We start from the raw sequence: 22,334 nt of genomic DNA, 5'->3' as shown, positions 1-22,334 counted from the left end.
CTTATCGGTACTATGAAATTTATTTCTATTTTAGAACTTTGTTTCTAATTTAATATAATCCAAAAACTCTCTGCGAGTTACACTATCTTTAAATTTTCCACCAAATTCTGATGTCACAGTGCTACTTTCAATATCACTGATTCCTCTTGAATTCACACAAAGGTGTTTGGCATCAATCACGCAAGCTACATCTTCTGTACCCAAAGCGATTTGTAATTCCTGAACAATTTGCATCGTTAAACGCTCTTGAACCTGAGGTCTTTTGGCATAATATTCAACAATACGGTTCATTTTAGATAAGCCAATAACTGTTCCACTAGAAATATAAGCAACATGTGCTCTTCCTATAATGGGTAATAAATGATGTTCGCAGGTAGAATATACGATGATGTTTTTTTCAACTAACATTTCACCGTATTTATAATTATTGTCAAATGTAGAAGCTTTCGGTTTTTTAGCAGGATTTAAACCTCCAAAAATTTCCTTTACAAACATTTTTGCAACACGATTGGGCGTGCCTTTTAAACTATCATCAGTCAAGTCCATTCCAAGTGTAATTAGAATACTCTCAACATCTTTTTTTATTTTTTCAATTTTATCATCATCAGAAATGTCAAAAGCATCATCTCTTACTGGATTTTTTGCGGATAAACTAACATGATTATCTCCTATTTCGTCTTGAAATTCTTCGTTTTTTATCATTAAAAGCAACTATTATTGTTGGTATAAATATTTAAGCGGTAAAGATAAATAATAAAAATTTAAGAATTTCTATCGGTCTCACTATTTAAGACTACTTTATCGGTTCTATAGGGCTTTATCATTCCTTTTTTTTTAAGTAAAAAGAAAGGCAATAACGAATTCGCTATTGCCTTTATATATAGAAATCAATTTACTGGAATGGTAAATCTAAAATTTCTTGTTTAATTATGCTTTTGTTAGGGATGCATTATAAACAGGAATTGCTGCTTTAAGGATTCTTACTGCACTAATTAAGTCGGCTTTCTTCAAAACATAAGCGATTCGAACCTGATTTAATCCCATTCCTGGAGTAGAGTAAAAGCCTGCTGCAGGCGCTACCATTACTGTTTCGCCATCTAAGTCATAGCTTTCTAAAAGCCATTGTGCAAATGCATCAGCGTTGTCCACCGGCAGTTGTGCGATACAATAAAAAGCACCTTTTGGTTTGCTAACAATAACACCTTCTATTTTATTTAACTCTTCAATCAAAGTGTCTCTGCGTTCTCTGTATTCTGAAATTACTTCGTCAAAATAACTTTTTGGAGTGTCCAGAGCTGCTTCGCTTGCTATTTGTTCAATGGTTGGCGGGCTTAATCTTGCTTGCGCAAATTTCATAGCAGTAGCCATCACTTCCTTATTTTTAGAAACAATGCATCCTATTCTTGCGCCACACATGCTGTATCTTTTTGAAACAGAATCAATCATAATAGCGTGTTCTTCAAGTCCGGGAACATTCATCACAGAGTAATGTACATCTCCATCATAAGTGAATTCACGATATACTTCGTCAGAAACCAAGAATAAATCATGTTTTTTGACTAACGCAGCCAGTTTCATAATTTCTTCTTTCGAATATAAATAACCCGTTGGATTTCCTGGGTTGCAAATAAGTATTGCTTTTGTTTTTGGAGTAATCAGTTTTTCAAAATCTTCTACTGCAGGAAGAGCAAAACCGGTTTCAATGGTTGAAATTACAGGAACTACGGTAACACCTGATGCGGTAGAAAATCCATTGTAATTTGCATAAAATGGTTCCGGAATAATAATTTCATCACCCTGATCCATCGTGCTACCCATGGCAAACATAAGTGCTTCTGAACCGCCTGTAGTAATAATAATGTCTTCGATATTTACTGAAATATCTTGATTGATGTAATAAGCCGATAATTTTTTTCTGTAGCTTTCGTTTCCGGCAGAATGACTGTATTCTAATATAGTTAAATCAATATTTTTAACAGCATTCATCGCAACTTCGGGAGTTTTTATATCCGGTTGCCCAATGTTTAAATGGTATACTTTATTTCCTTTTTTCTTAGCAATTTCTGAGTAGGGAACCAATTTTCGTATTGGTGATTCTGGCATTTGTCTGCCTTTGTTTGATATTTTTGGCATAGTCTTAATTATTGAATTGCAAATTTGCAATTTTTTTTCCGAATTTATTATAATCAAAAGCGGTATATATTGTTAAATCTGCATTTTGATGTGATTTATTTATTAATTTTATGGAAAAGTAAAATGATGAAAAAACCACTTTTTTTATTTCCCATTTGTATGTTCGTTTCTGTAGTTTTTGCGCAGCAAGGATTTCAGTTTGAAAAAGAGGTGAATAAGGTCAGCATGCCATTTAAATTGATTAATAATTTGGTTTTTGTACCAATCAAAGTCAATGGCATCGAACTTAATTTTTTGTTAGATACTGGTGTTGCTGAAACGATATTATTCAGTTTGGAAGATAAAAAAGAAGTCCGTTTTTTTAACGCTGAAAAAATATTATTAAAAGGTTTGGGAAGCCAAGTCGCTGTTGAAGGATTAAAATCTACTAATAATATTTTGGAATTTGGTAGTTTAAAAAATAAGAATCACATGCTCTATATTGTTTTAGACCCAGATTTTAATTTGTCTTCTAATATTGGGATTCCTGTAAACGGCATTATTGGGTATCAATTTTTCCGAAATAATTTAGTCGAAATTGATTACCAGAAAAGGAAAGTTTTTGTTTATAAAGACACAGCTAAAAACAGATCTAAATTTGAAAAAAAGTTTACCGCTGTTCCTATTGCTATCGAAAAATCCAAACCATATTTGAAAAGCACTATCTATCAGGATAATCGCAAGGTTGAAGTCAAATTGTTAATAGACATTGGCAATAGCGATGCAGTTTGGTTGTTTCCTGATAAATCAGAGTTTATTAAAATTCCAGAGAAAAACTTTGATGATTTTTTAGGCAAGGGATTTAGCGGTGACGTTGAAGGTAAAAGAGGCAGGATACAAAAATTTGAGATGGCAGATTTTGAATTTATCAATCCCGTGGTGGCCTTTCCAGACTCAATTTCGATTAGAAATGTTACCATGGTCCCAGACCGAATGGGTTCAGTAGGCGGTGAGATTATGAAACGATTTACTGTAGTCTTCAATTATCAAAATGAACAAATGTATCTGAAAAAGAACAGAGATTACAAGGCTTTATTTAGCTATAATAAAAGTGGTGTCGAAATACAACATAATGGTCTGCAGTGGGTTCAGGAAACTGTCCGAATGCAAACGGTTCCGCTCAGCACTAAATACAATGATGAGGGTGGAGTCACCGTTAGTACTGATTTTAAATATAAATTTCAATTAAAACCTATTTATGAAATAGCACATGTCCGCAAAAATTCGCCAGCGGCCATAGCAGGATTGCAAAAAGGGGATATAATTGTTTCCATTAATAACAACACTCCGTACAAATATTCATTACAGGAAATCAATTCTCTTTTTAAGTCAGTAGATGATAAGTGGATTACTATTGAGGTGGAACGTGAAAGTGAAATCTTGAAATTCCGGTTTAAACTGGATGATATTTTGTAATAAAAAAAGCTTCTGAATGATTTTTCAGAAGCTTTTAGTTTAATTTGATGATGTATTAGTTGGAAATTACTTCTCCTTTTATTTTAATAGCAACTCTTCCTGCTTCATAATTTACTGCATTCGATTCTACAGTTATTGTTTTTCGGATTGGTCCTGGAGCCATATTATATTTCACTGTAATTTTTCCTGTTTTCCCCGGCATGATTGGTTCATTTGGTTTTGTAGGAACTGTACATCCACAAGTTGATAAAACGTTAGTAATGATTAATGGTGCGTTTCCAGTATTTGTAAAGATGAAATCTCGGGATCCATTTTCTGATTTAGTAACCTTTCCGTAATCGATTGTGTTGTCTTTGGCAGAGAACACAATTTTAGGACCATTTTGAGCAAAACCGATACTGCTGATTAAAGCGAATGCGAATAAAGCTATTGTTTTTTTCATTTTGAAATTTTTAGATTCATTAAAGTAAATATACTTTGTTTTAATTAACGGACAAATTTTTATTTCCCTTTTTATAGTCTACATAATTATTTACTTTTGTTCCAGATTACAATTACAAATATCAGACCAAAGTCTAAAAGGTTATTTGTTGATTTGGTTAACCAATCAAAGGAACCAACAAATAATTGAATTTAACGATTAAATGATCCACAATAAAATGACAATTCCTGCACAATTCGACGCTAAAACAATTGAGAATAAATGGTATGACTACTGGATGAAAAATAATTATTTTCATTCGGAGCCGGATCATAGAACACCATATACCATTGTGATTCCACCTCCAAATGTTACTGGGGTTTTGCACATGGGTCACATGTTGAACAATACAATTCAAGATGTGTTAATTAGAAGAGCACGTCTTAAAGGTTTCAATGCATGCTGGGTTCCGGGAACGGATCACGCCTCAATAGCTACTGAAGCAAAAGTGGTAGCCAAATTAAAAGCAGAAGGAATCAATAAAAATGATTTGACTCGCGAAGAATTCTTGGCGCATGCCTGGGAATGGACGGACAAATATGGTGGTGTAATTTTAGACCAATTAAAAAAACTGGGAGCTTCCTGTGACTGGGAACGAACTAAGTTTACGATGGATCCTGATATGTCAGCGTCGGTAATTCGTTCTTTTGTAGATTTATACAACAAAGGACTGATTTATAGAGGATACCGAATGGTAAACTGGGATCCCGAAGCGAAAACTACTTTATCAGACGAAGAAGTAATTTACGAAGAACAACAAGGAAAATTATATTTCTTAAAGTATAAAATCGAAGGAAGTGAAGATTTCCTTACGATTGCAACCACACGTCCGGAAACTATTTTTGGAGATACCGCGATTTGTATCAATCCAAATGATGAACGTTTTGCTCATTTGAAAGGTAAAAAAGCGATTGTGCCTATTTGTGGAAGAGTAATTCCAATTATCGAGGATGAATATGTTGATATCGAATTTGGAACTGGTTGTTTGAAAGTGACGCCCGCTCACGATATGAATGACAAAGCGCTAGGAGAGAAGCATAATCTGGAAATTATTGATATTTTCAACGAAGATGCTACGCTGAATAGTTTTGGATTACACTATCAAGGACAAGATCGTTTCGCAGTTCGTGAGGCTGTCGCCAAAGAATTAGAAACTATTGGCGCTTTAGCAAAAACAGAAACACACTTAAATAAAGTAGGAACTTCTGAAAGAACCAAAGCGGTAATCGAGCCTCGTTTATCTGATCAGTGGTTCTTAAAAATGGAAGATTTGGTAAAACCAGCAATCAAATCTGTTTTGGAAGATGGTGAAATCAAATTGCATCCTGCACGTTTTAATAATACGTACGCACATTGGTTAAATAATATTCGCGATTGGAATATTTCGCGTCAATTGTGGTGGGGACAGCAAATTCCTGCATATTTCTATGGCGATGGAAAAGAAGATTTCGTGGTCGCTGAAAACATTGAAGACGCTTTAACGTTAGCGAGAGAGAAAACTTTAAACCTTAAACTTGAAGCAAAAGATTTAAAGCAAGATGTTGATGCTCTTGATACTTGGTTTTCTTCTTGGTTGTGGCCAATGTCCGTTTTTGGTGGAATTATGGATCCTGAAAGTGAAGATTTTAAATATTATTATCCAACGAATGATTTAGTAACCGGTCCGGATATTTTATTTTTCTGGGTGGCGAGAATGATTATTGCAGGATATGAATACACAGGCAAAAAACCATTTACAAATGTGTATTTAACTGGTTTAGTGCGTGATAAGCAGCGTCGTAAAATGTCTAAATCATTAGGAAATTCACCTGATCCTTTAGATTTGATTGAAAAGTTTGGTGCCGATGGTGTTCGTGTGGGATTGCTTTTAAGTGCTTCTGCAGGAAACGACATTATGTTTGATGAAGAATTGTGCAACCAAGGAAAAGCGTTTACGAATAAAATTTGGAATGCCTTTAAACTAATCAAAGGCTGGGAAGTTTCGGATGCTATTCCGCAACCGGAATCATCGAAAGTAGCGATTGAATGGTATGAAGCCAAATTGCAACAAACGCTTCTAGAAATTGAAGACAATTTCGAGAAATACAGAATTTCCGATGCGTTGATGGCAATTTATAAATTGGTTTGGGATGATTTCTGTTCTTGGTTTTTGGAAATGATAAAACCGGCATACCAACAGCCAATTGACAGCGTAACTTTGGCGAAAGCCATAGAAATGCTGGAAAATAACTTGAAATTATTGCATCCGTTTATGCCGTTCCTGACAGAGGAAATTTGGCAGATTCTTGCCGAAAGAACTACAGAAGAAGCCTTAATCGTTTCAACTTGGCCGGAAATGAAACCGTTTAACGCAGCTTTAATTGCTGATTTTGACAATACAATTGAAGTAATCTCTGGGATAAGAACGATTCGTAAAGACAAGAATATTCCGTTCAAAGACACCATCGAACTGAAAGTAGTAAACAATGATAAAGCTTCCACTTATTTTGATTCGGTTGTGACCAAATTAGGGAACATCACTTTATTAGAATATGTTTCGGATAAAGTAGACGGTGCATTATCATTCCGTGTGAAATCGAATGAATATTTTATTCCAATCACCGGAAACATTGATGTAGAAGCCGAGATTACTAAACTTTCGGCTGAATTAGTGTACACGCAAGGTTTCTTGAAATCAGTACAAAACAAACTGGCAAATGAGAAATTTGTGGCTGGTGCGCCAGAGAAAGTTCTGGCAAATGAAAGACAAAAAGAAGCGGATGCTTTGGCAAAAATTGAAACTATCGAACACAGTTTGGCAGGTTTGAAGTAAGAGTTAAGTTCTTTTAGAAATATAGAATCCCATTTCCTGTCAAAAAGGAAATGGGATTTTTTAATTAAAAAATCCAAAGTTTTCTGCTTTACAAAAAAAGGAAAGAAGCAGAAAAACTTTGGATAAAATACAACCTTTGTAAGGTTTTAGAATTTATATTTCAAGCTTGTCAATACTTGACGTGGAGCGATTGGGTTTACACTGTAATTTTCGTGTACCGTGTAATTCAACTCATTTGTCACATTAGATAATTTACACAATATGGAGAATTTTTTCCATTCATAACCTGCTGAAACATCAATTGTTGTATATCCTTCTAATGGAATGTCACGGTCTTCAATAGTCACAGTATATGTTTTTGGAGTAGTTACAGGTTTGTTTTCTGTCCATACATAACGGTCATTCCAACCTCCTGTGCGGTCACCAATATAGTTCCCGATAGCTCCAAAAGTTAGTCCTTTTAATTTCCCGTTAGGCAATTTGTAGAAAAAACTCAAATTAGCTGTGTGCTTTGGTGTTCTTGCTAAAATATCGCCTACTACAAGACTTCCGCTTGTCCCTGATGATTTAGAAATTTTGGTTTCGTTGAAGCTATATCCAGCAATGATGTTCAAACCAAGTGTTGGTTTTGCTGTAACATCTATCTCAATTCCTTTTCCTTTTGTTCCCCCTACCAGTTCTTTTAAATTGGTATTTACATTAGGTGTTACACCATCAGCCGCAAACAAAACAGTTTGAGCTAAATTATTGTTTGAGATTTGATATGCTGTTACATTGGTACTCAAAATACCTTTCCAGAAATCTTTTTTGATACCCACCTCAAATTGATCTATTATAGAAGGATCTAATGGTTGTAAATCTACCGTTGTTCCTGTGTTTGGAGTAAATGAGTTCGAGTAACTGGCGAACAGTGATAAATCTTTATTTGGTTGAATTACCAGTCCTGCTTTTGGAGAATAAGCTCTGTTCAAAGTTTTAGTTCCCGTTGTAGGAATTGCATTTTCAAGGGTTGTTGTAATCGTGTCAACACCATTTACTTTTCCTATTACTTCTTTAGAGGTTGTAACCTCACTTTCTTGCCATGACCAGCGCAGTCCTGCCAAAACCTTTACATAATCAGTAATCGAAATTAAATCTTGAGCATATACTCCAAAACGTTGCGTATCTGTAGTAGCCAGTTGTGTGGCTCGAGTTGTATATGGTGCTGTTAAGCTTTGTGTGCTGTAATCATAATTGAATAGATTTATGGCAGTTGCTTCAGTAGTTAAAGCAGTTGTACCATTTGGAGTTGCATAAAAGCCAAAAGTATAACTCGGTGCCATAGAATTTTCATAGTCAACTCCGGCAAATATTTGGTGTTTGATGCTTCCTGTGTTGAAGGTTCCTTGTAAACTCAATTGATCTCCAAATATTTTTTCAGAAGCATCAGCTTGTGTCAAGCCACGTTTCCAATTCCCGTTGACATCAATCGAGCTTAACTGTGCAGTCGATTTTTGAGTTCTGTTGTAAGACTGAAAAGAAGAATTAAAACTTAATTTCCAGTTGTTGTTGAAATCATGATTGACCAATACTGAAGCACTAGATGATTTTGTTTTACCAGTTGACCATAGCGCTCCATAATACGTGTTTCGGGGCAAATCTAAAATTGTTTTACCAATGATTCCAGTCCCAAAATCAGGAGTCCAATCGGCACTTAAATAGTCACCTTGTACCGTAATTTGAGTTTTATCGCTTACATTAAAAAGGAATGAAGGATTTACATAAATACGCTCATTTTTGACAACATCTCTAAAGCTTTCTGAGTTTTCGTAAGAAGCATTAAATCGATAAGCGATATGTTTATTCAAAGGGCCGTAAAAATCAATCGATGGTTTGTAGTAGGAATAACTACCTGCTTGCATTGTAATTTCTCCACCGCTCTTGAAAGAAGGGGTTTTAGTAACCAAATTTAAAATTCCACCCGGAGCAACGTTTCCATACAATAAGGCAGAACCACCTTTAAGAAATTCCACTTTTTCTAAACCTGAAATTTCCGGGATAGAACCTGCATTATAACGGAAACCATTTTTAAACATATTGTTGGCTGACATATCATATCCTCTTGAGAAAAATGATTCCTGAGCGCCACCACGTGCGGAACCTACATAAATACCATTGGCATTTTTGATAACTTCACTTAGGCGAATGGCTTGTTGTTGCTCGATTATTTCAGCTCCAATAACCTGAACACTTTGCGGAGTGTCCATTGGTTTTAATCCTGATCTTAATGCTGAAACTGCCTTTTTCTCTTTGTTGGCTGTGATAACAACTTCTTTAAGTACTCCTCCTTTTTTGTTTTTTATGGTATCCGTTATGGATTCGAAAGGATCTTCAAAATTTTTATCGTCAGATGTATTCACTGATTCTTGTGCTAAACAAGTCAAACTAAATAAAAGTGTTAATGTGGGAAGGAAAATATATTTCATGAGTGTTTATTTGGAATAATTAAAAATAACGATGCAAATATAAAACCCAAGTTTGGTTTGACAAAACTTATTTAGATTAAATATTAATAATATTTTATTTTTTATTTAACTAATTATAGTTTAGCTATTTGTGTTTGTTTATAATAGCATTTTTTAAAATAACAGATGCTTTTTTAGGCCTTTGTCTAGTGTTTTTTGGTTATTTTGACTTCTAGATTATGAAAATTCTTCTCCAAAAAGACTATGAATATCTTTTATGTTAATTTTTGTTAAAGGAGTAATCCAAATAGGAGCGTTGTGTGTTACCGTTTTTATGCTACAGATTTTTGATAGTAAACTCTGATTTGTAAAATTTGTATCAAAGAAGGAGTATTATAATTAAATATTCCTCACCACAAATAGGAAGTTTATATTTGTGGAGCTAGTATTTAATTTCGGAAGTTTAAGCTTAGAAGAATTAAAGTCGAGCCTTAAATTTCTTGATTCGGGAGTTTTTTGATTTCACCACTTTTCCATCATCCGTAATCATGATGCAGCTATAATCAGCATATTTGTTGAGTAAAAGTAGTCCAGCTGTTTTACCTAAAACCATTAAGGAGGTACTTAAACCGTTCGCCGTTTCAGCATTTGGTCCAAAAACCGTCACGCTACATAATCCCGTTGCAGGATAACCTGTTGCCGGATTAATAATATGCGAATAGCGTTTGCCATTAAAAACAACAAATTTTTCATAGCTGCCCGAAGTGGTTACAGCATCTTGTTTTAATGGTACAACTGCAACGAGTTTTTCAGGATGAAAGGGATTCGTAATTCCAATATTCCAAGGTTTTCCATTGGGCTGTTTCCCCCAAGTACTCATATCACCTGAACCATTTATAATTCCGGCTTTAATGCCTTTTGCAAGCATCATATCGCGGCATTTATCGGTAGCATATCCTTCTCCTAAAGCGCCAAAACCAATTTTCATCCCTTTTAGTTTCAGGAAAACAGTGGATTGTACGCTATCCAAGATTATATTTTTGTAGCCCACTTTTTCAACTGATTTCTGAATGGCTTCCGCCGAAGGCATTTGTGTCATGGAACCATCAAATTTCCAGATTTTATCCATTGCCGCAAAACTGATGTCAAAACCACCATTCGTCATTTCAGAAAACTGAATCGCTCTTTGCGTTAATTCAAAAACTTCTTTATCTACTTTCACTGGCCGAATACCCGCATTTTGGTTCACTTCAGAAACCTGTGAGTCTGGTTTCCAATCGGAAATTAAATTTTCGATTCGGGTAATTTCATTAATAACTGCATCTATGTTTTGTTCTGCCGATAATGAATCTTTGTCAACGATGGAAATGTCAAATCGACCGCCCATAAGTAAGCTGGTTCTTTTTCGTAAGACTTGGCTGTGGCTTGTGAAAGCGCAAATTAGTAAAAGGAAAAACAGGAATTGGAATTTCATAATAAAAGTATCAGTAGTCATTGCGAGGAACGAAGCAATCGCACTAGCATAAGCATATAAGTTGAGCAACTAATGTGATTGCTTCGTTCCTCGCAATGACAAAATAACATAATTCCACTAATAACAATCCGTCAGCACTTGTCCTTTAGTTTTATAATCAGCAATTCCTTTCCCAGTTTTGTCAAGACAAAGTATATCTAGAACAGCTTCTACATCCTTTTGCATCGCAAGCGAACCGCAAATCATTACAACGCCTCCTTGTGTTAGCAAATCAATGAAAAAATCAGAATCTCGTTTGATTAGATCCATTACATAATGATGGTTCGCTTCGCGAGATAAAGCTATATTAAAATTTTTAAGTTGCTGTTTTTGAATCATTTCAGTAGCAAATTTTTCATACCCTAAAACAGTTTCAGTTGCTTTTCGAAAACCGCAATACAAATGAATTTCGGTTTTTTTCTTATTTTGTTCTATCATTCCAAGGAAAGGAGCAATTCCTGTTCCATTTGAAATCAGCGCTAGTTTAGATGCTTTTTTCGGGAAATGAAAAGTCTGGTTCTTAATGATTCGTGCTTTAAAAACAGATCCCGGTTCTACAGTATATAAATAGCAGGAACCTAACCCTAAAGGATGTAATTTCACGACTAATTGTATGTTGCCGTTATGATTCCCGATAGAGTAGAGGCGTTCTTGGTTGTCGTTTGCAGGATAAATTGCCAAGAGGTCACCCGAAGTGAATTTAGCGTTACTACTAGCACGCAGCGTCAGTAAAAAAGTATGCTCCGTATCAGAAATGGCAGTTTTATCAAGTACTGTCATTTTTTCCAAACCTTTCGGAACTTCATTATAAAGTGATGGTGTTGCCGAAAGTTGAATTCCTGTTTTGGCACTCCATAATTTCACCCAACCTACAAATTCTTCTGCAGATTTGTCGTTTACGGTTTGTAATTCTACTATACGTTCCGCCCAGTTTTGCTTTGCTAACAACACATCAATTTCCTGTGCATAACCACAAAAATCTGGATATGCTTGAGAACCAAATCCTACTACAGAAACATTGATTTTTTGCTGTTGTTCCGTTTTGTTGATGAGCGAAATAAATTTGCTCGCATTAGATGGTGCATCGCCTAATCCGTGGGTTGAAGTAAATACGATAAGATGTTTTGCTTTTGGATAATCCGAATAATTATTCAGTTCAGTAAGGAAGACTTTTTCTCCGTGCGCAAGCAATTGCTTCTGAATCGCATTAGCAAATAATAGTGTGCTTCCATTTTCTGAACCAATCAACAATATGAATGTGCTGTCTTCAGGTTTGTATTTGTTTTTAATGCGACTCGCTCTTCGTTTTAACGTCATGGCAAAACCCGAGTAGATAAAAAATAGAATATTCAAACTCGCGATTCCTAAAATTATCGCCCATAAAATACTGCTGCGACCGGTATGTAAATCAAGACTCAAATTCGATGCTAAATTCTGCAGCGGAAAAGGAGTTTCACTTACAATCGTTCCGGAAATTTGGTTGACTTCGATTTCTCGGTCTTTTAATGTAATGATATAATATTCCTCGGGGTCATCAGAAAATGGGAATTCAATTTTTTGAACATCAGTAAGAAGCGTGTTTTTAAAAACAGAAGTAGTAGTCTCGTTTTTTGAAACAGGTACGGTTGCAACCATTTCGGTTTTTCCTTCAGAATCTTTTTTTTCAACGAAAAAATTAAACTTTTCCAAGGTTAAATACGTTCCCGAAAGTGCAATAATCAGAATCGGAATCAGCGATAATCGTCCTAAAAAAATATGGTAATATTGAGCGAAATTTTCTTTCACAATTTTAGAAAATAAACTGCGAAGACTTCTTTGGCGGTTGAGTATCAAAGCAAAACCCGAAATAGAAATCAATACCAACAATAAGGAAATAAAGCCCACAATAAAACGCCCGGTTTCTTTAAGGAATAAGGAACGATGGAGCGCTGTTGTCCATTGGATAAACTCACTTTTTTTGATGGGTTCTCCCAGTATTTTTCCAGTTCTTGCGTCAATATAGGCATTGACATCATTGTCTTCCTGGTCGATACCTTGCAGGGTTACAAATTGATTGTGGTTTACACTCAATTCGGTTATTTCAGGATAGGTTTTGCGTAACATTGGCAAAGTTTCTCCTAGGGTTATTTTATCGAAATTTTCTACTTTATATGGCGGTGTTTTCTCTTGTATAGCATCGACTGCAAGGATGACACCAGTTACGGATGCCAATACTAAAAATGCTGCAGAAAACAGTGCCAAAGCCAAGTGTGCGTAACGCCAAAAAGAAAGAGTCATTTGTAATAAATTTTAACATATAAGTCATATAAGTTTTACGTTTTGTAAAAGCTTATATGACTTATATGGTTTAATGTAAAAGCTGTTTTTTTAGATTTTGTTCAATCTTACGTAGCGAATGTAGTTTTTACCTTCTGTTTTTGCTGCTATTCCTTCTGTTGTCAGTGGAATCTCTAAATCAGTGGTGTAATATTTATGATCTTCTACTGCAGTTTCAAAGCGCAATTTAAATCCTTTGTTGATTTTAGCATCTTCAATTTCTATTGTAGTGATGCTGCGGTCGCCACCAGTTACCGAAGCACCAGTTTTGGCACTGATATTTTCTGGTTTTTTAGAATAGAATTTGTTCCATTCTTTAAGGGTTTTGTACCATTTTTTATCGTCACCCATTACATACAGTGTTTTTACATATTCGCCTTTAGCGTTTACAAGTGAAACTACAATATAAGCGCCTTCGCCCATGTAGTTTGACATTTGGAGCATACATTTGTATTTACTGGATTGTGCGGAAGCTTGAAACGACAAAAGGAATAGGAACGCTATAGATAAACTAATTTTTAGGATCGATTTCATATGAGATAATATTTGTTTTTTAAGGAATATGGTAGCGCCATTTTTTATTGTTTTTTGTGATTTTGTATCACGGCGATTTTATACTATTATTTTAAAAATTCTAGAACTATTTTGTTAGTTGTTAACGATTCGTTTTCTTTGGCTAAAGCATATGCACTTTCATCAAAATCAGTGGTAATTTCTTTTTTAGCGCCCATAGAAATAAGATATTTCAAGATAGCATCGTCTTTTGAAATCATAGCAGCTTTGTGCAAAGCCGTTAAGCCATCTTTGTTTTTGGCATTGATATCGATGTTTAAAGCGGCGATTTTTTTCAATAAAGCCAAATCGTTTTTAATTACAGCAAAATGATACAATGTATTCCCATCTTTTTGAGGAGTTGCCAAGTTTAAACCTTTATCCTGAAGTAATTTTATTTTGGTTTCAAAAGGATCTTGAGTGGTTGCCTCTTGTCCGCGTCCTGATGGTCTGTAGGATTGAATCAGGTAATATCCTAAATTGTTTCCGTCTTTGTCCAATACTTTTGCATCAGCTCCTTTGTTTAAAAGTACTGTTACTGCCTCAGGAGTTCCAGCTTTTACAGCCATTGTCAATGCTGATTCTCCTTTTAGATTTTGAACATTGTTGTTTTTTACTATTGGCAACAACAGTTCTAATGCGGCAATATCTCTAGCTGAGGCTGCTGCCATTAATGCTGTATTTCCCTCGTTATTGGCTTTGTTAGCATCTACGCCTTTGGACAAAAAGTAAGTAATGATTTCGGATTGGTTGGCTTTGCTTGCCAATAAATGAAGCACCGTTTCACCCGATTTGCTTGTAACAGTTGGTTTGATTTTTAAATCTTCAACTAAATATTTGTAGGTTTCAAGAGGAGTCACATCTCTACGGGAACCTTGTGCTGCAAACAGCAATGCATTGTCAGTAGCTTTTACTCCTTTTTCTAACAGGGATTTCAATAATGGTAGGTTGCCTGATTTCGCAGCATAATCAAAAGCAGTATTTCGATCACTATCAGTATCCTTAATTGACATTCCTTTGGTCGTGAAATAGTTTGAAAGCGTCAGGTTTTTATCGGATGCAATCGCCATTAATAACAGGTTGATACCCTCTTTATACTTTTTCTTTGGATCAGTTCCAGCTTTAAAAAAAGCCTCATACAATGCGGTATTGCTTTGACCTCCAACTGCCGCAAAAGTTAGCGGAGTTTCTCCTTTGCTGTCTTCTAGATTAAGGTATGAGCCTTTACTGATAAGGTATTCTACAATTGCTACATTTCCTTTATTGGCGGCCCAGTGTAAATAAATACGATTGTCATGTGTCAATTTATTGACTTCATTCCCGGCTTGTTCCAGTAAGAATTCTATGGTTGCTGCAGGTGCATCATTATTAATAGCCATAACAGTGACATCAAAAGCATTTGGAGTGGAGGCTGAAGGACTGTTTCCCTTCGCTATTTCAGCTTTTACAGCATTTACATCCGGATTTGTTTTCCAAAAAGATTGCTCCAAAAGTGTATTTTTTTGCTGCGCACTCACAAATAAAGTGGCAAATAAGGCAAAAGAGATGAAAAGATTCTTTTTCATAATTTTTTTATAAAGGTTCTTATTATTGTAAAGAAAATTATTTAAGTTATTTAGAATAAATAAAAATAACACAAATGTAAAAATAAATAGTATAATTCCAATTATTATGGACTCAATTATCTGGAAATATTTAATGAATTATAAAGTTTGTATTTTGATCTTTCTCTAGATGATTTGAAAAGGTATCTTTTAATTACCACTACTTTAGATGTCAAACAGTCGGAAAGGTTTAACGCAGGAACTTGAAATTATAGAAATAGATTTAATTCAAAACCCTTGTTTTATTTTTTCTGTTTCGTCCCCACCAAATGTAGCATCCGGATATTGGAAGACTCGCAATTAGTAAACTACAAAGAAAGGCGAATATTTTTCCAGGTAATCCCAATATCGCTCCGGTATGAATATCATAATTCATTTTCATCAGGTTATCAGCAATTTTATCGGCTGTTTTTCTTCCCCAAATATGAGAAACACTCATCTCTTTCAAGCTGTATTGATCAAAATACCGATAGTCAATTTTCCAATAGGTTCCTTTATCGCTATTTGCATTTGCCGCTATTGGGGACATATTCGTTTCCGGAGGGTGAATTTCAATGGATTTGGCCAACGGATATTCTCTTTGCATTTGGAGCCAAACTGCATCTAATGGTTTTACGGTTAAACTAGTTGTAGTTTTCTGGTTTTTTTTCGAAAGCGGTTCTTCATAGAGTAATGATTTTTCACCACCGGACAAGGTGTAATAGGAATACGCAAACCATTGAAATCCCCAAACTAATCCCGTTATAGCAAAAATAATTCCGATGATGAGTACATAAAAACCAGTGATGTTATGTAAATCGTAATTTTTTCGTTTCCATTTGGTGCCTTTTTTCCATTTGAACCAAAAGCGTTGTTTGGCGGCACTTTTATTTTTTGGATACCAAAGAATAAAACCTGAAATTAACATGATTAGAAATATTAAAGTTGCAGATGCCACAACAGTTTGCCCAATTTCATGCGGCAGCCAAAGATAAAAATGTCCGTCGAGGATAAATGCAAAGAAACCTTCCTCATTATTGATCGTTTTCAGGACTTTTCCAGTGTAAGGATTTAGGTAAGTCGTATAATGATAACTGGGTTCGTAATGAAAAAATATCGCCTCAACGGAATTGTTTTTTTCATTGTATTTGATAGCGTGAAGCACTTTATTTGGGACTTCTTTTCTGGCGATGGTTTCCAATTGAGATGGAGGCAGAAAAGATTCATTTTGAGGTTCCACAAAACGATATTCTTCTGTGATGTTTTGTATTTCCTCTTGAAAGGCATACAAACATCCTGTGATGGCGATTATAAAAACGAGTAATCCAGAGGACAAACCTAGCCAAAGATGGATTTTTCGGATTGCTTTTTTGATGTTATTATTTTTCATTTAAAAAAAGAATAAAACTCCCCACCGAAATGAGGAGTTTAGTGAAACAAAAACCAATTATGAAACTTAAAATTTATAGGTTAAACCGGCGGTGACACTTCTCAAACGCTGTGGAGTTACTGTCGACCATCCTGAATAATATTTTTCGTTGAATACATTATTCAATTTCAAAGCAAGATTGAATTTATCATTTGAATACGATACAGCCGAATTTACTATGGCATAACTCGGCAATTCAAAGGTTCCAATATTGGCTCTGTTCATTGTTTTGTATTCGCTGGCATAATTTCCACCAAATCCTATTCCGAAACCTTTTAATTTTCCTGAAGTCAACGTATAATTTGCCCATAAATTTACAAGCGTTTCTGGTCCGGCTTCTTCGGGTCTTAGTCCTAAATAACCATCTCCTGGATTGTCTTTGGTAACTTCACTTTTGTTATTGCTGAATCCGGCAATGATGTTAAATCCTTTTACTGGATTTGCCGTAAAACTAACCTCAACACCTTTACTGTTAACTTCTCCGCCTTGTATAGCGTTGTTGATATTGTTTGGATCAGTCATCAATCTGTTTTTAACATCAATATTATAGTAGCTGATGGATGCCGAAATGATGTCTTTGTATAAGTTTGTTTTTAATCCAAATTCATACTGATTGGCTTGTTCCGGGTCAAAAGATTTTATTCTCGGATTAGAACCATCCACTTCTGAAACTTCTCTTGGCGTGACATTCACAAACCCATTCATGTAATTGGAAAAAACAGAAACTTTATCTTTAATCAACATATAAACCAGACCGAATTTTGGTGAAACGGCTGCTTGGCTTCTTTCTTCGGTAGCGGTTGTCGATTTGAAATGGTCAATTCTCAAACTCGCCATCGCAGAAAATTTATCGGTAATATTCAACACATCCGAAGCGTATGCACTGATAACTTCCACTTCGGCTGTTGAGTTTCCTTCAAACGAACCGACTAATAACTTATCAACTCCCGCTTGGGTTAAATCTCCAGTATCTCCACCATCGATTAATGAAACAATTCCGTTTCCAACCCAACCAGTGCTTCCATTCATAATATTCGATTGGTAATAATCAATACCTGCGACTAATCGGTTTCTTAAATTTCCAATTTTAAAGTCTCCAATGAAATTCTGCTGAATATCAGTTGCGAAAGTTTCTCCATTTCTTTTCGAAATGTATCGTGTAAAATCGTTTCCGTTTGAAGCGTCGAATAAATAGGAATAATAGCCGTTAGTTTTGCTATTACTTCTGGACAATACCGTTTGCGAAGTCCATTGATCAGAGAGTTTGTAAAGCATTTGAGCTTGTAAACTAAATGTTGGATTACTGATGGACAACTCGTTTGAAGTAAAGGATTTTTTATAATTTCTTTCAAATAATTCCATCGAATCAAAAGATAGAGCCGAATTTCTGTTCAAGAAAAGCATCGGTGCATTTGACGAATTTCTATTAGTGAATTCGGTGTTTATCAAGAACGAAAGTTTATCATTTACTTTGTAACTCAAGGAAGGTGCAAAGAAAAATGATTTTCCAAAACCGGCATCTTGAAACGAATTTTCTTTTTGATATGCTGTATTGATACGCAGGGCAACATCTGAATTCAATGGAATATTTACATCGGCTGTAAGTCGGTCCATTCCATAAGTTCCGGAATTATAGCTGATTTCTCCGCCAAATCTGGAATAAGGTTTTTTAGTTACAATGTTTATCAAGCCTCCGTAAGAAATCAAACTACTTCCAAATAAAGTTCCTGAAGGTCCTTTAATAACTTCAATATTATCCACGTTTGCAGGATCAATACTTCCGTTATTAATTCCCGGTAAACCATTTATCATAGTCGGCTGAACCGAAAAACCTCTCATTGTAAAATATTCAGCACCATCGCCGCCACGTCCGGTTGATTCCCAAAGACGTGTTATTCCAGTAGCATTTTTTAGCGCATCATTAAAATTTGTAACTAATTGCTCTTTCATTAACTCAGCGGTTACAGTATTGTAAACTTGTGGGTTTTCAATATTGTTTAATGGCATTCTGGAAACGGTAGTACTTTTTTCTCTTTTGTACTTGTATTTGTTGGAGTTTACAATAACTTCTTTCAACGTTTTCAGAGAATCTTTTTCTTGCTCTTTTTTTTCTTGGGCGCTAACAGTTGCGCCAAAAAGTAAAACTGACAGGTAAATAGTATGTAACTTTTTCATTTATTTAGATTAAGTAAAAATAATAATGCAAATATAGAAGTGCATTTTGTTTTAACAAAACTTATTTAGACTTAATATAGATAGTAAAATAAAATATTTTTTATGAACTTGTAAATCAGTTTCTTAGAAGCATAAAAAAACCTTGCTTTTTCGAGCAAGGTTGTCATTGGAGTATAAAATGTTAAAGTTTATTTGATTTTTTTCATCGAAAACTGCTCGGAACTTGGTTTTCCTTGTTGGATTCCGGAAATTTTAGCCACTAAACTGTCAGGAGTAATTTGGGTATAACTTATTTTTTGAGGATAATCGTGTTTTGGATTTTCAAAAACCATTTGCTTTTCTGTTGCAGTTGTCAACTTGAAAGCAACGGGTTTGTCATCATTTTGTCCTTCTACAGTTGCAGTATAGGTTAGCACTTCGCCTTTTTGCTGCAAGGTGATCGATTCAAAATGCAATGTGTCTTTCTCCTTAACGAAATAAGATTGCGCTTGAAAGGTGCTGTCGTTTACTTTTTTCCAATATTCGGTCAGAGTACCATCAGCGGCTTTGTTTTCCCAATTTCCCAAAAGCCAATTGGCAGCCTTGATTTTTTCTTTTTCATTTGCATCAGAATCTTTACAAGAAACCAAGGCAAGCAAAAGCAGTATAAAGGTCGTTTTTTGAAACATAAGCTTAGATTTTTTGGTTTATTTATATGGAGCTAAATTATGAAAAAATAGAATAGGTGTGTTTTATTTTTAGTTTTGTAATTCTTAAAATCGTAATAGATATTATCAAATACAAACTTCTACTAAAAATTACAACGTTCTCAAAAATTAACATATAAGTTATTTATGGACATATAAGCAATTGTTTGGCAGCTAACTTCAATAATCTTACATGACTTATATGTTTTGAATATCAAAAAAATATTAGTTATTTCAGTTAAGAAAGGGTATTAATCTTTCTTTTAAAACCAAACTTAAATGATTCTTATATGACTTATATGGTGAAAAATTAAACACTGGCTTTCAAAATAGTATAAACCAATTCCTTCGTAGGTATTTGATCTTTTAGTTTCAATCTGACCTTATCAAAAGTCACTTTAAAATCGCAGCCTGATTTATAGTTACTGCAACCATAAGCCATTTTTCCTTTTAGCACAGTTCCTTTCTGGCATTTCGGACAGGTTAATTCATCCGGAATAGCTTTCACCAAAGTTTTCTTGGGTTCTAATTTGAGTTGGAAATTTTCGTCAAAGCGAAGTAAACCTTCCACAACGCCAGCATCCGTTTTGAAATCTTTTAAGTTTACGGTAGATCCTTTTTGAAGCAATCGCAAGTATTGATTCTCGGATATTTTTTTCTCTGCAAATGTGTATGGCAATAAAAACGTGCAACCTGATTTATAATCGGAACAGCCAAACGAAGACTTCCCTTTTATTAGTGTTCCTTTTTTACATTTCGGACAGGCTTCCGCCAAAATTCCGGCTGCTTTCTTTTTCTCGACTTTTGCCACTTCTTTTTGAATAGTTCCAGCATGGGAGATATTGGCGCGTCTGGTTTCACTTCGTACTTCATACACCAAAGTTTCAACCATGTGTTTCATGTTCTTAATAAATGAACCCGCGGTAAACGTTCCTTTTTCAATATCTTTCAACTGCTTTTCCCAAGAACCGGTAAGTTCTGCCGATTTTACCAATTCATTTTGAATCGTATCAATCAGTTTAATTCCCGTAGGTGTTGGCAAAACCTGTTTTTTGTTTCTTACAATGTATTGGCGTCTAAAAAGCGTTTCAATAATATTGGCTCGCGTGGACGGGCGACCAATACCGTTTTCTTTCATCAATTCGCGTAAATCTTCATCATCCACTTGCTTTCCCGCGGTTTCCATGGCGCGCAATAAAGTCGCTTCGGTAAATTGATTCGGTGGTTTGGTTTCCTTTTCTAAAAACGAAGGTTGGTGTGGCCCTTTTTCGCCTACAACAAAACTCGGCAAGATATCGGCTTCTTTTTCTTTTGTATTAGGATCTTCAAACACTACACGAAATCCTTTTTTTAAGATTTCTTTTCCGGTGGTTTTAAATAAAACTTCGGCAGCTTTCCCGACTACTGTGGTATTAGCAACCAAACAATCGTCATAAAACACGGCAATAAATCGCTTTGTAATAATATCATACACTTGCTGCTGATTGTATTGCAAATTACTTTGAATCCCCGTTGGAATAATGGCGTGGTGATCCGTTACTTTTTTATCGTTGAAAACCTTGGGTGATTTTTTTATCTTTTTTTCCAAAAGCGGTTGCGTCAACGCAGTATAATTTGTCAAGTTTTTCAGAATCCCCGGTACTTTTGGATAAATATCATTCGGTAAAAACGTGGTGTCGACTCTGGGATACGTGACTACTTTTTGTTCGTATAAAGTTTGGACAATTTTAAGTGTTTCGTCTGCCGTAAAGCCAAATTTAGTATTGCAATACACTTGTAAGCCTGTTAAATCGAATAGTTTTGGTGCAAACTCATTACCATTCTTTTTTTCGACAGAAACAATTTCGAACTCACTTTCCTTTACTTTATTGGCCAATAGTTCACCATCTTCCTTTTTCAAAAAACGCCCTTCCTCATAACTGAAAAGCGTTTCTCGATATAAAGTTTGCAACTCCCAATACGGTTGCGGTTTGAAGTTTTCAATTTCCTTGAAACGGTCCACGACCATTGCTAGAGTAGGGGTTTGCACTCTTCCAATAGACAATACCTGCTTGTAGCCGCCGTGTTTTACGGTGTACAATCGCGTGGCATTCATACCGAGTAACCAGTCGCCAATGGCTCTGGAAAAACCTGCATAATACAAATTATCATAATTGGCAGATGGTTTCAGGTTCAGGAAACCCTCTTTGATGGCTTCGGTGGTCAGGGACGAAATCCACAAGCGTTGTACCTCGCCTTTGTACTGCGCTTCGTTCATGACCCAACGCTGAATGAGTTCTCCTTCTTGCCCGGCATCCCCGCAGTTGATGACCATCTCGGCTTTGTCGAATAAACTTTTTATGATTTTGAATTGCTTCTGGATACCTGAATTCTCCACCACTTTCGTCTCAAATTTCTCGGGAAGCATCGGTAAGTTGTTGAGGTCCCAACTTTTCCAGTGCGGTTTGTAATCGTTCGGTTCTTTCAAGGTACATAAATGCCCAAAAGTGTAGGTTACCTGATAACCATTGCCTTCAAAATAGCCGTCGTGCTTGGTATTGGCTCCTAAAACGGATGCGATTTCGCGGGCTACACTTGGTTTCTCGGCAATACAGACCTTCATTTTTCTCCTTCTGATTTAAGGGCGCAAATTAGGAATTTAGAAATTGGTATTAAAAATAAATCGGTAGGAGTTATGAACGGCTAGGTTGCGTTGTTTTTTAGGAGCAGAACGATTTTTTCAATAACGAACCGTCCTGCTGTACACTGTATCCAC

Annotated in this window: 14 protein-coding genes; 2 read left to right on the top strand and 12 right to left on the bottom strand. The window is 35.4% G+C overall.

The annotated features are described in order from the left end of the window. Window positions 1-30 precede the first annotated feature (30 nt). Both folE and IWX80_RS01805 read right to left on the bottom strand, forming a co-directional pair. Complete coding sequence (gene folE, locus IWX80_RS01810; RefSeq protein ID WP_196851928.1) at window positions 31-702, bottom strand: GTP cyclohydrolase I FolE; 672 nt, start codon at window positions 700-702, stop codon at window positions 31-33. A 225-nt stretch (window positions 703-927) separates the two neighbouring features. After that, complete coding sequence (locus IWX80_RS01805; protein WP_196851927.1) at window positions 928-2,133, bottom strand: pyridoxal phosphate-dependent aminotransferase; 1,206 nt, start codon at window positions 2,131-2,133, stop codon at window positions 928-930. Between the two features lie 69 nt (window positions 2,134-2,202). Here IWX80_RS01805 and IWX80_RS01800 point away from each other — a divergent pair, with 69 nt between their 5' ends. After that, a complete protein-coding gene (locus IWX80_RS01800; RefSeq protein WP_334682182.1) occupies window positions 2,203-3,588 on the top strand; it encodes a retropepsin-like aspartic protease in 1,386 nt (461 codons plus the stop codon). 55 nt (window positions 3,589-3,643) lie between these two features. Here IWX80_RS01800 and IWX80_RS01795 read toward each other — a convergent pair whose 3' ends face one another. Next, entirely contained in the window at window positions 3,644-4,030 is a 387-nt protein-coding gene (locus IWX80_RS01795) for a DUF1573 domain-containing protein (RefSeq protein ID WP_121364654.1), read from the bottom strand. A 217-nt stretch (window positions 4,031-4,247) separates the two neighbouring features. Between IWX80_RS01795 and IWX80_RS01790 the strand changes: the two genes are divergently transcribed. After that, complete coding sequence (locus IWX80_RS01790; RefSeq protein WP_196852924.1) at window positions 4,248-6,881, top strand: valine--tRNA ligase; 2,634 nt, start codon at window positions 4,248-4,250, stop codon at window positions 6,879-6,881. Between the two features lie 146 nt (window positions 6,882-7,027). Here IWX80_RS01790 and IWX80_RS01785 read toward each other — a convergent pair whose 3' ends face one another. From IWX80_RS01785 to IWX80_RS01745, 9 genes are all read right to left on the bottom strand, one after another. Then, a complete protein-coding gene (locus IWX80_RS01785; protein ID WP_196851926.1) occupies window positions 7,028-9,346 on the bottom strand; it encodes a TonB-dependent siderophore receptor in 2,319 nt (772 codons plus the stop codon). Window positions 9,347-9,803: 457 nt separating this feature from the next. Then, complete coding sequence (locus IWX80_RS01780) at window positions 9,804-10,799, bottom strand: FAD:protein FMN transferase (RefSeq protein WP_196852923.1); 996 nt, start codon at window positions 10,797-10,799, stop codon at window positions 9,804-9,806. Window positions 10,800-10,916: 117 nt separating this feature from the next. After that, window positions 10,917-13,115: a PepSY domain-containing protein gene (locus tag IWX80_RS01775; RefSeq protein ID WP_196851925.1), complete on the bottom strand. Its 2,199-nt coding sequence runs from the start codon at window positions 13,113-13,115 to the stop codon at window positions 10,917-10,919. A 90-nt stretch (window positions 13,116-13,205) separates the two neighbouring features. Next, window positions 13,206-13,688, bottom strand: a complete 483-nt coding sequence (locus IWX80_RS01770; RefSeq protein ID WP_196851924.1) for a DUF2271 domain-containing protein — start codon at window positions 13,686-13,688, stop codon at window positions 13,206-13,208. Between the two features lie 86 nt (window positions 13,689-13,774). Then, window positions 13,775-15,271 (bottom strand): ankyrin repeat domain-containing protein, encoded by a 1,497-nt coding sequence (locus tag IWX80_RS01765; protein ID WP_196851923.1) that lies wholly within the window; start codon window positions 15,269-15,271, stop codon window positions 13,775-13,777. Window positions 15,272-15,533: 262 nt separating this feature from the next. Then, on the bottom strand, window positions 15,534-16,679 hold the full coding sequence (locus IWX80_RS01760) for a PepSY-associated TM helix domain-containing protein (RefSeq protein WP_196851922.1): 1,146 nt from the start codon (window positions 16,677-16,679) through the stop codon (window positions 15,534-15,536). 66 nt (window positions 16,680-16,745) lie between these two features. After that, window positions 16,746-18,893 (bottom strand): TonB-dependent siderophore receptor, encoded by a 2,148-nt coding sequence (locus tag IWX80_RS01755; protein ID WP_196851921.1) that lies wholly within the window; start codon window positions 18,891-18,893, stop codon window positions 16,746-16,748. 188 nt (window positions 18,894-19,081) lie between these two features. Next, entirely contained in the window at window positions 19,082-19,561 is a 480-nt protein-coding gene (locus IWX80_RS01750) for a DUF6265 family protein (RefSeq protein ID WP_196851920.1), read from the bottom strand. A gap of 328 nt (window positions 19,562-19,889) precedes the next feature. Further along, entirely contained in the window at window positions 19,890-22,181 is a 2,292-nt protein-coding gene (locus IWX80_RS01745; RefSeq protein ID WP_196851919.1) for a DNA topoisomerase 3, read from the bottom strand. Window positions 22,182-22,334: the final 153 nt, after the last annotated feature.

The sequence above is a fragment of the Flavobacterium sp. CAN_S2 genome, assembly GCF_015752255.1.
In the GTDB taxonomy this organism is placed as follows: Bacteria; Bacteroidota; Bacteroidia; order Flavobacteriales; family Flavobacteriaceae; genus Flavobacterium.
This window is presented reverse-complemented; position numbering and strand designations above follow the sequence as displayed.

What these genes read in the sequence shown, in the direction of transcription:
- IWX80_RS01765 (WP_196851923.1), bottom strand. Translation starts at nt 15,271, where the DNA reads ATGAAAAAGAATCTTTTCATCTCTTTTGCCTTATTTGCCACTTTATTT.
- IWX80_RS01790 (WP_196852924.1), top strand. Translation starts at nt 4,248, where the DNA reads ATGACAATTCCTGCACAATTCGACGCTAAAACAATTGAGAATAAATGG.
- IWX80_RS01745 (WP_196851919.1), bottom strand. Translation starts at nt 22,181, where the DNA reads ATGAAGGTCTGTATTGCCGAGAAACCAAGTGTAGCCCGCGAAATCGCA.
- IWX80_RS01775 (WP_196851925.1), bottom strand. Translation starts at nt 13,115, where the DNA reads ATGACTCTTTCTTTTTGGCGTTACGCACACTTGGCTTTGGCACTGTTT.
- folE (WP_196851928.1), bottom strand. Translation starts at nt 702, where the DNA reads ATGATAAAAAACGAAGAATTTCAAGACGAAATAGGAGATAATCATGTT.
- IWX80_RS01750 (WP_196851920.1), bottom strand. Translation starts at nt 19,561, where the DNA reads ATGTTTCAAAAAACGACCTTTATACTGCTTTTGCTTGCCTTGGTTTCT.
- IWX80_RS01770 (WP_196851924.1), bottom strand. Translation starts at nt 13,688, where the DNA reads ATGAAATCGATCCTAAAAATTAGTTTATCTATAGCGTTCCTATTCCTT.
- IWX80_RS01805 (WP_196851927.1), bottom strand. Translation starts at nt 2,133, where the DNA reads ATGCCAAAAATATCAAACAAAGGCAGACAAATGCCAGAATCACCAATA.
- IWX80_RS01755 (WP_196851921.1), bottom strand. Translation starts at nt 18,893, where the DNA reads ATGAAAAAGTTACATACTATTTACCTGTCAGTTTTACTTTTTGGCGCA.
- IWX80_RS01780 (WP_196852923.1), bottom strand. Translation starts at nt 10,799, where the DNA reads ATGAAATTCCAATTCCTGTTTTTCCTTTTACTAATTTGCGCTTTCACA.
- IWX80_RS01760 (WP_196851922.1), bottom strand. Translation starts at nt 16,679, where the DNA reads ATGAAAAATAATAACATCAAAAAAGCAATCCGAAAAATCCATCTTTGG.
- IWX80_RS01785 (WP_196851926.1), bottom strand. Translation starts at nt 9,346, where the DNA reads ATGAAATATATTTTCCTTCCCACATTAACACTTTTATTTAGTTTGACT.
- IWX80_RS01795 (WP_121364654.1), bottom strand. Translation starts at nt 4,030, where the DNA reads ATGAAAAAAACAATAGCTTTATTCGCATTCGCTTTAATCAGCAGTATC.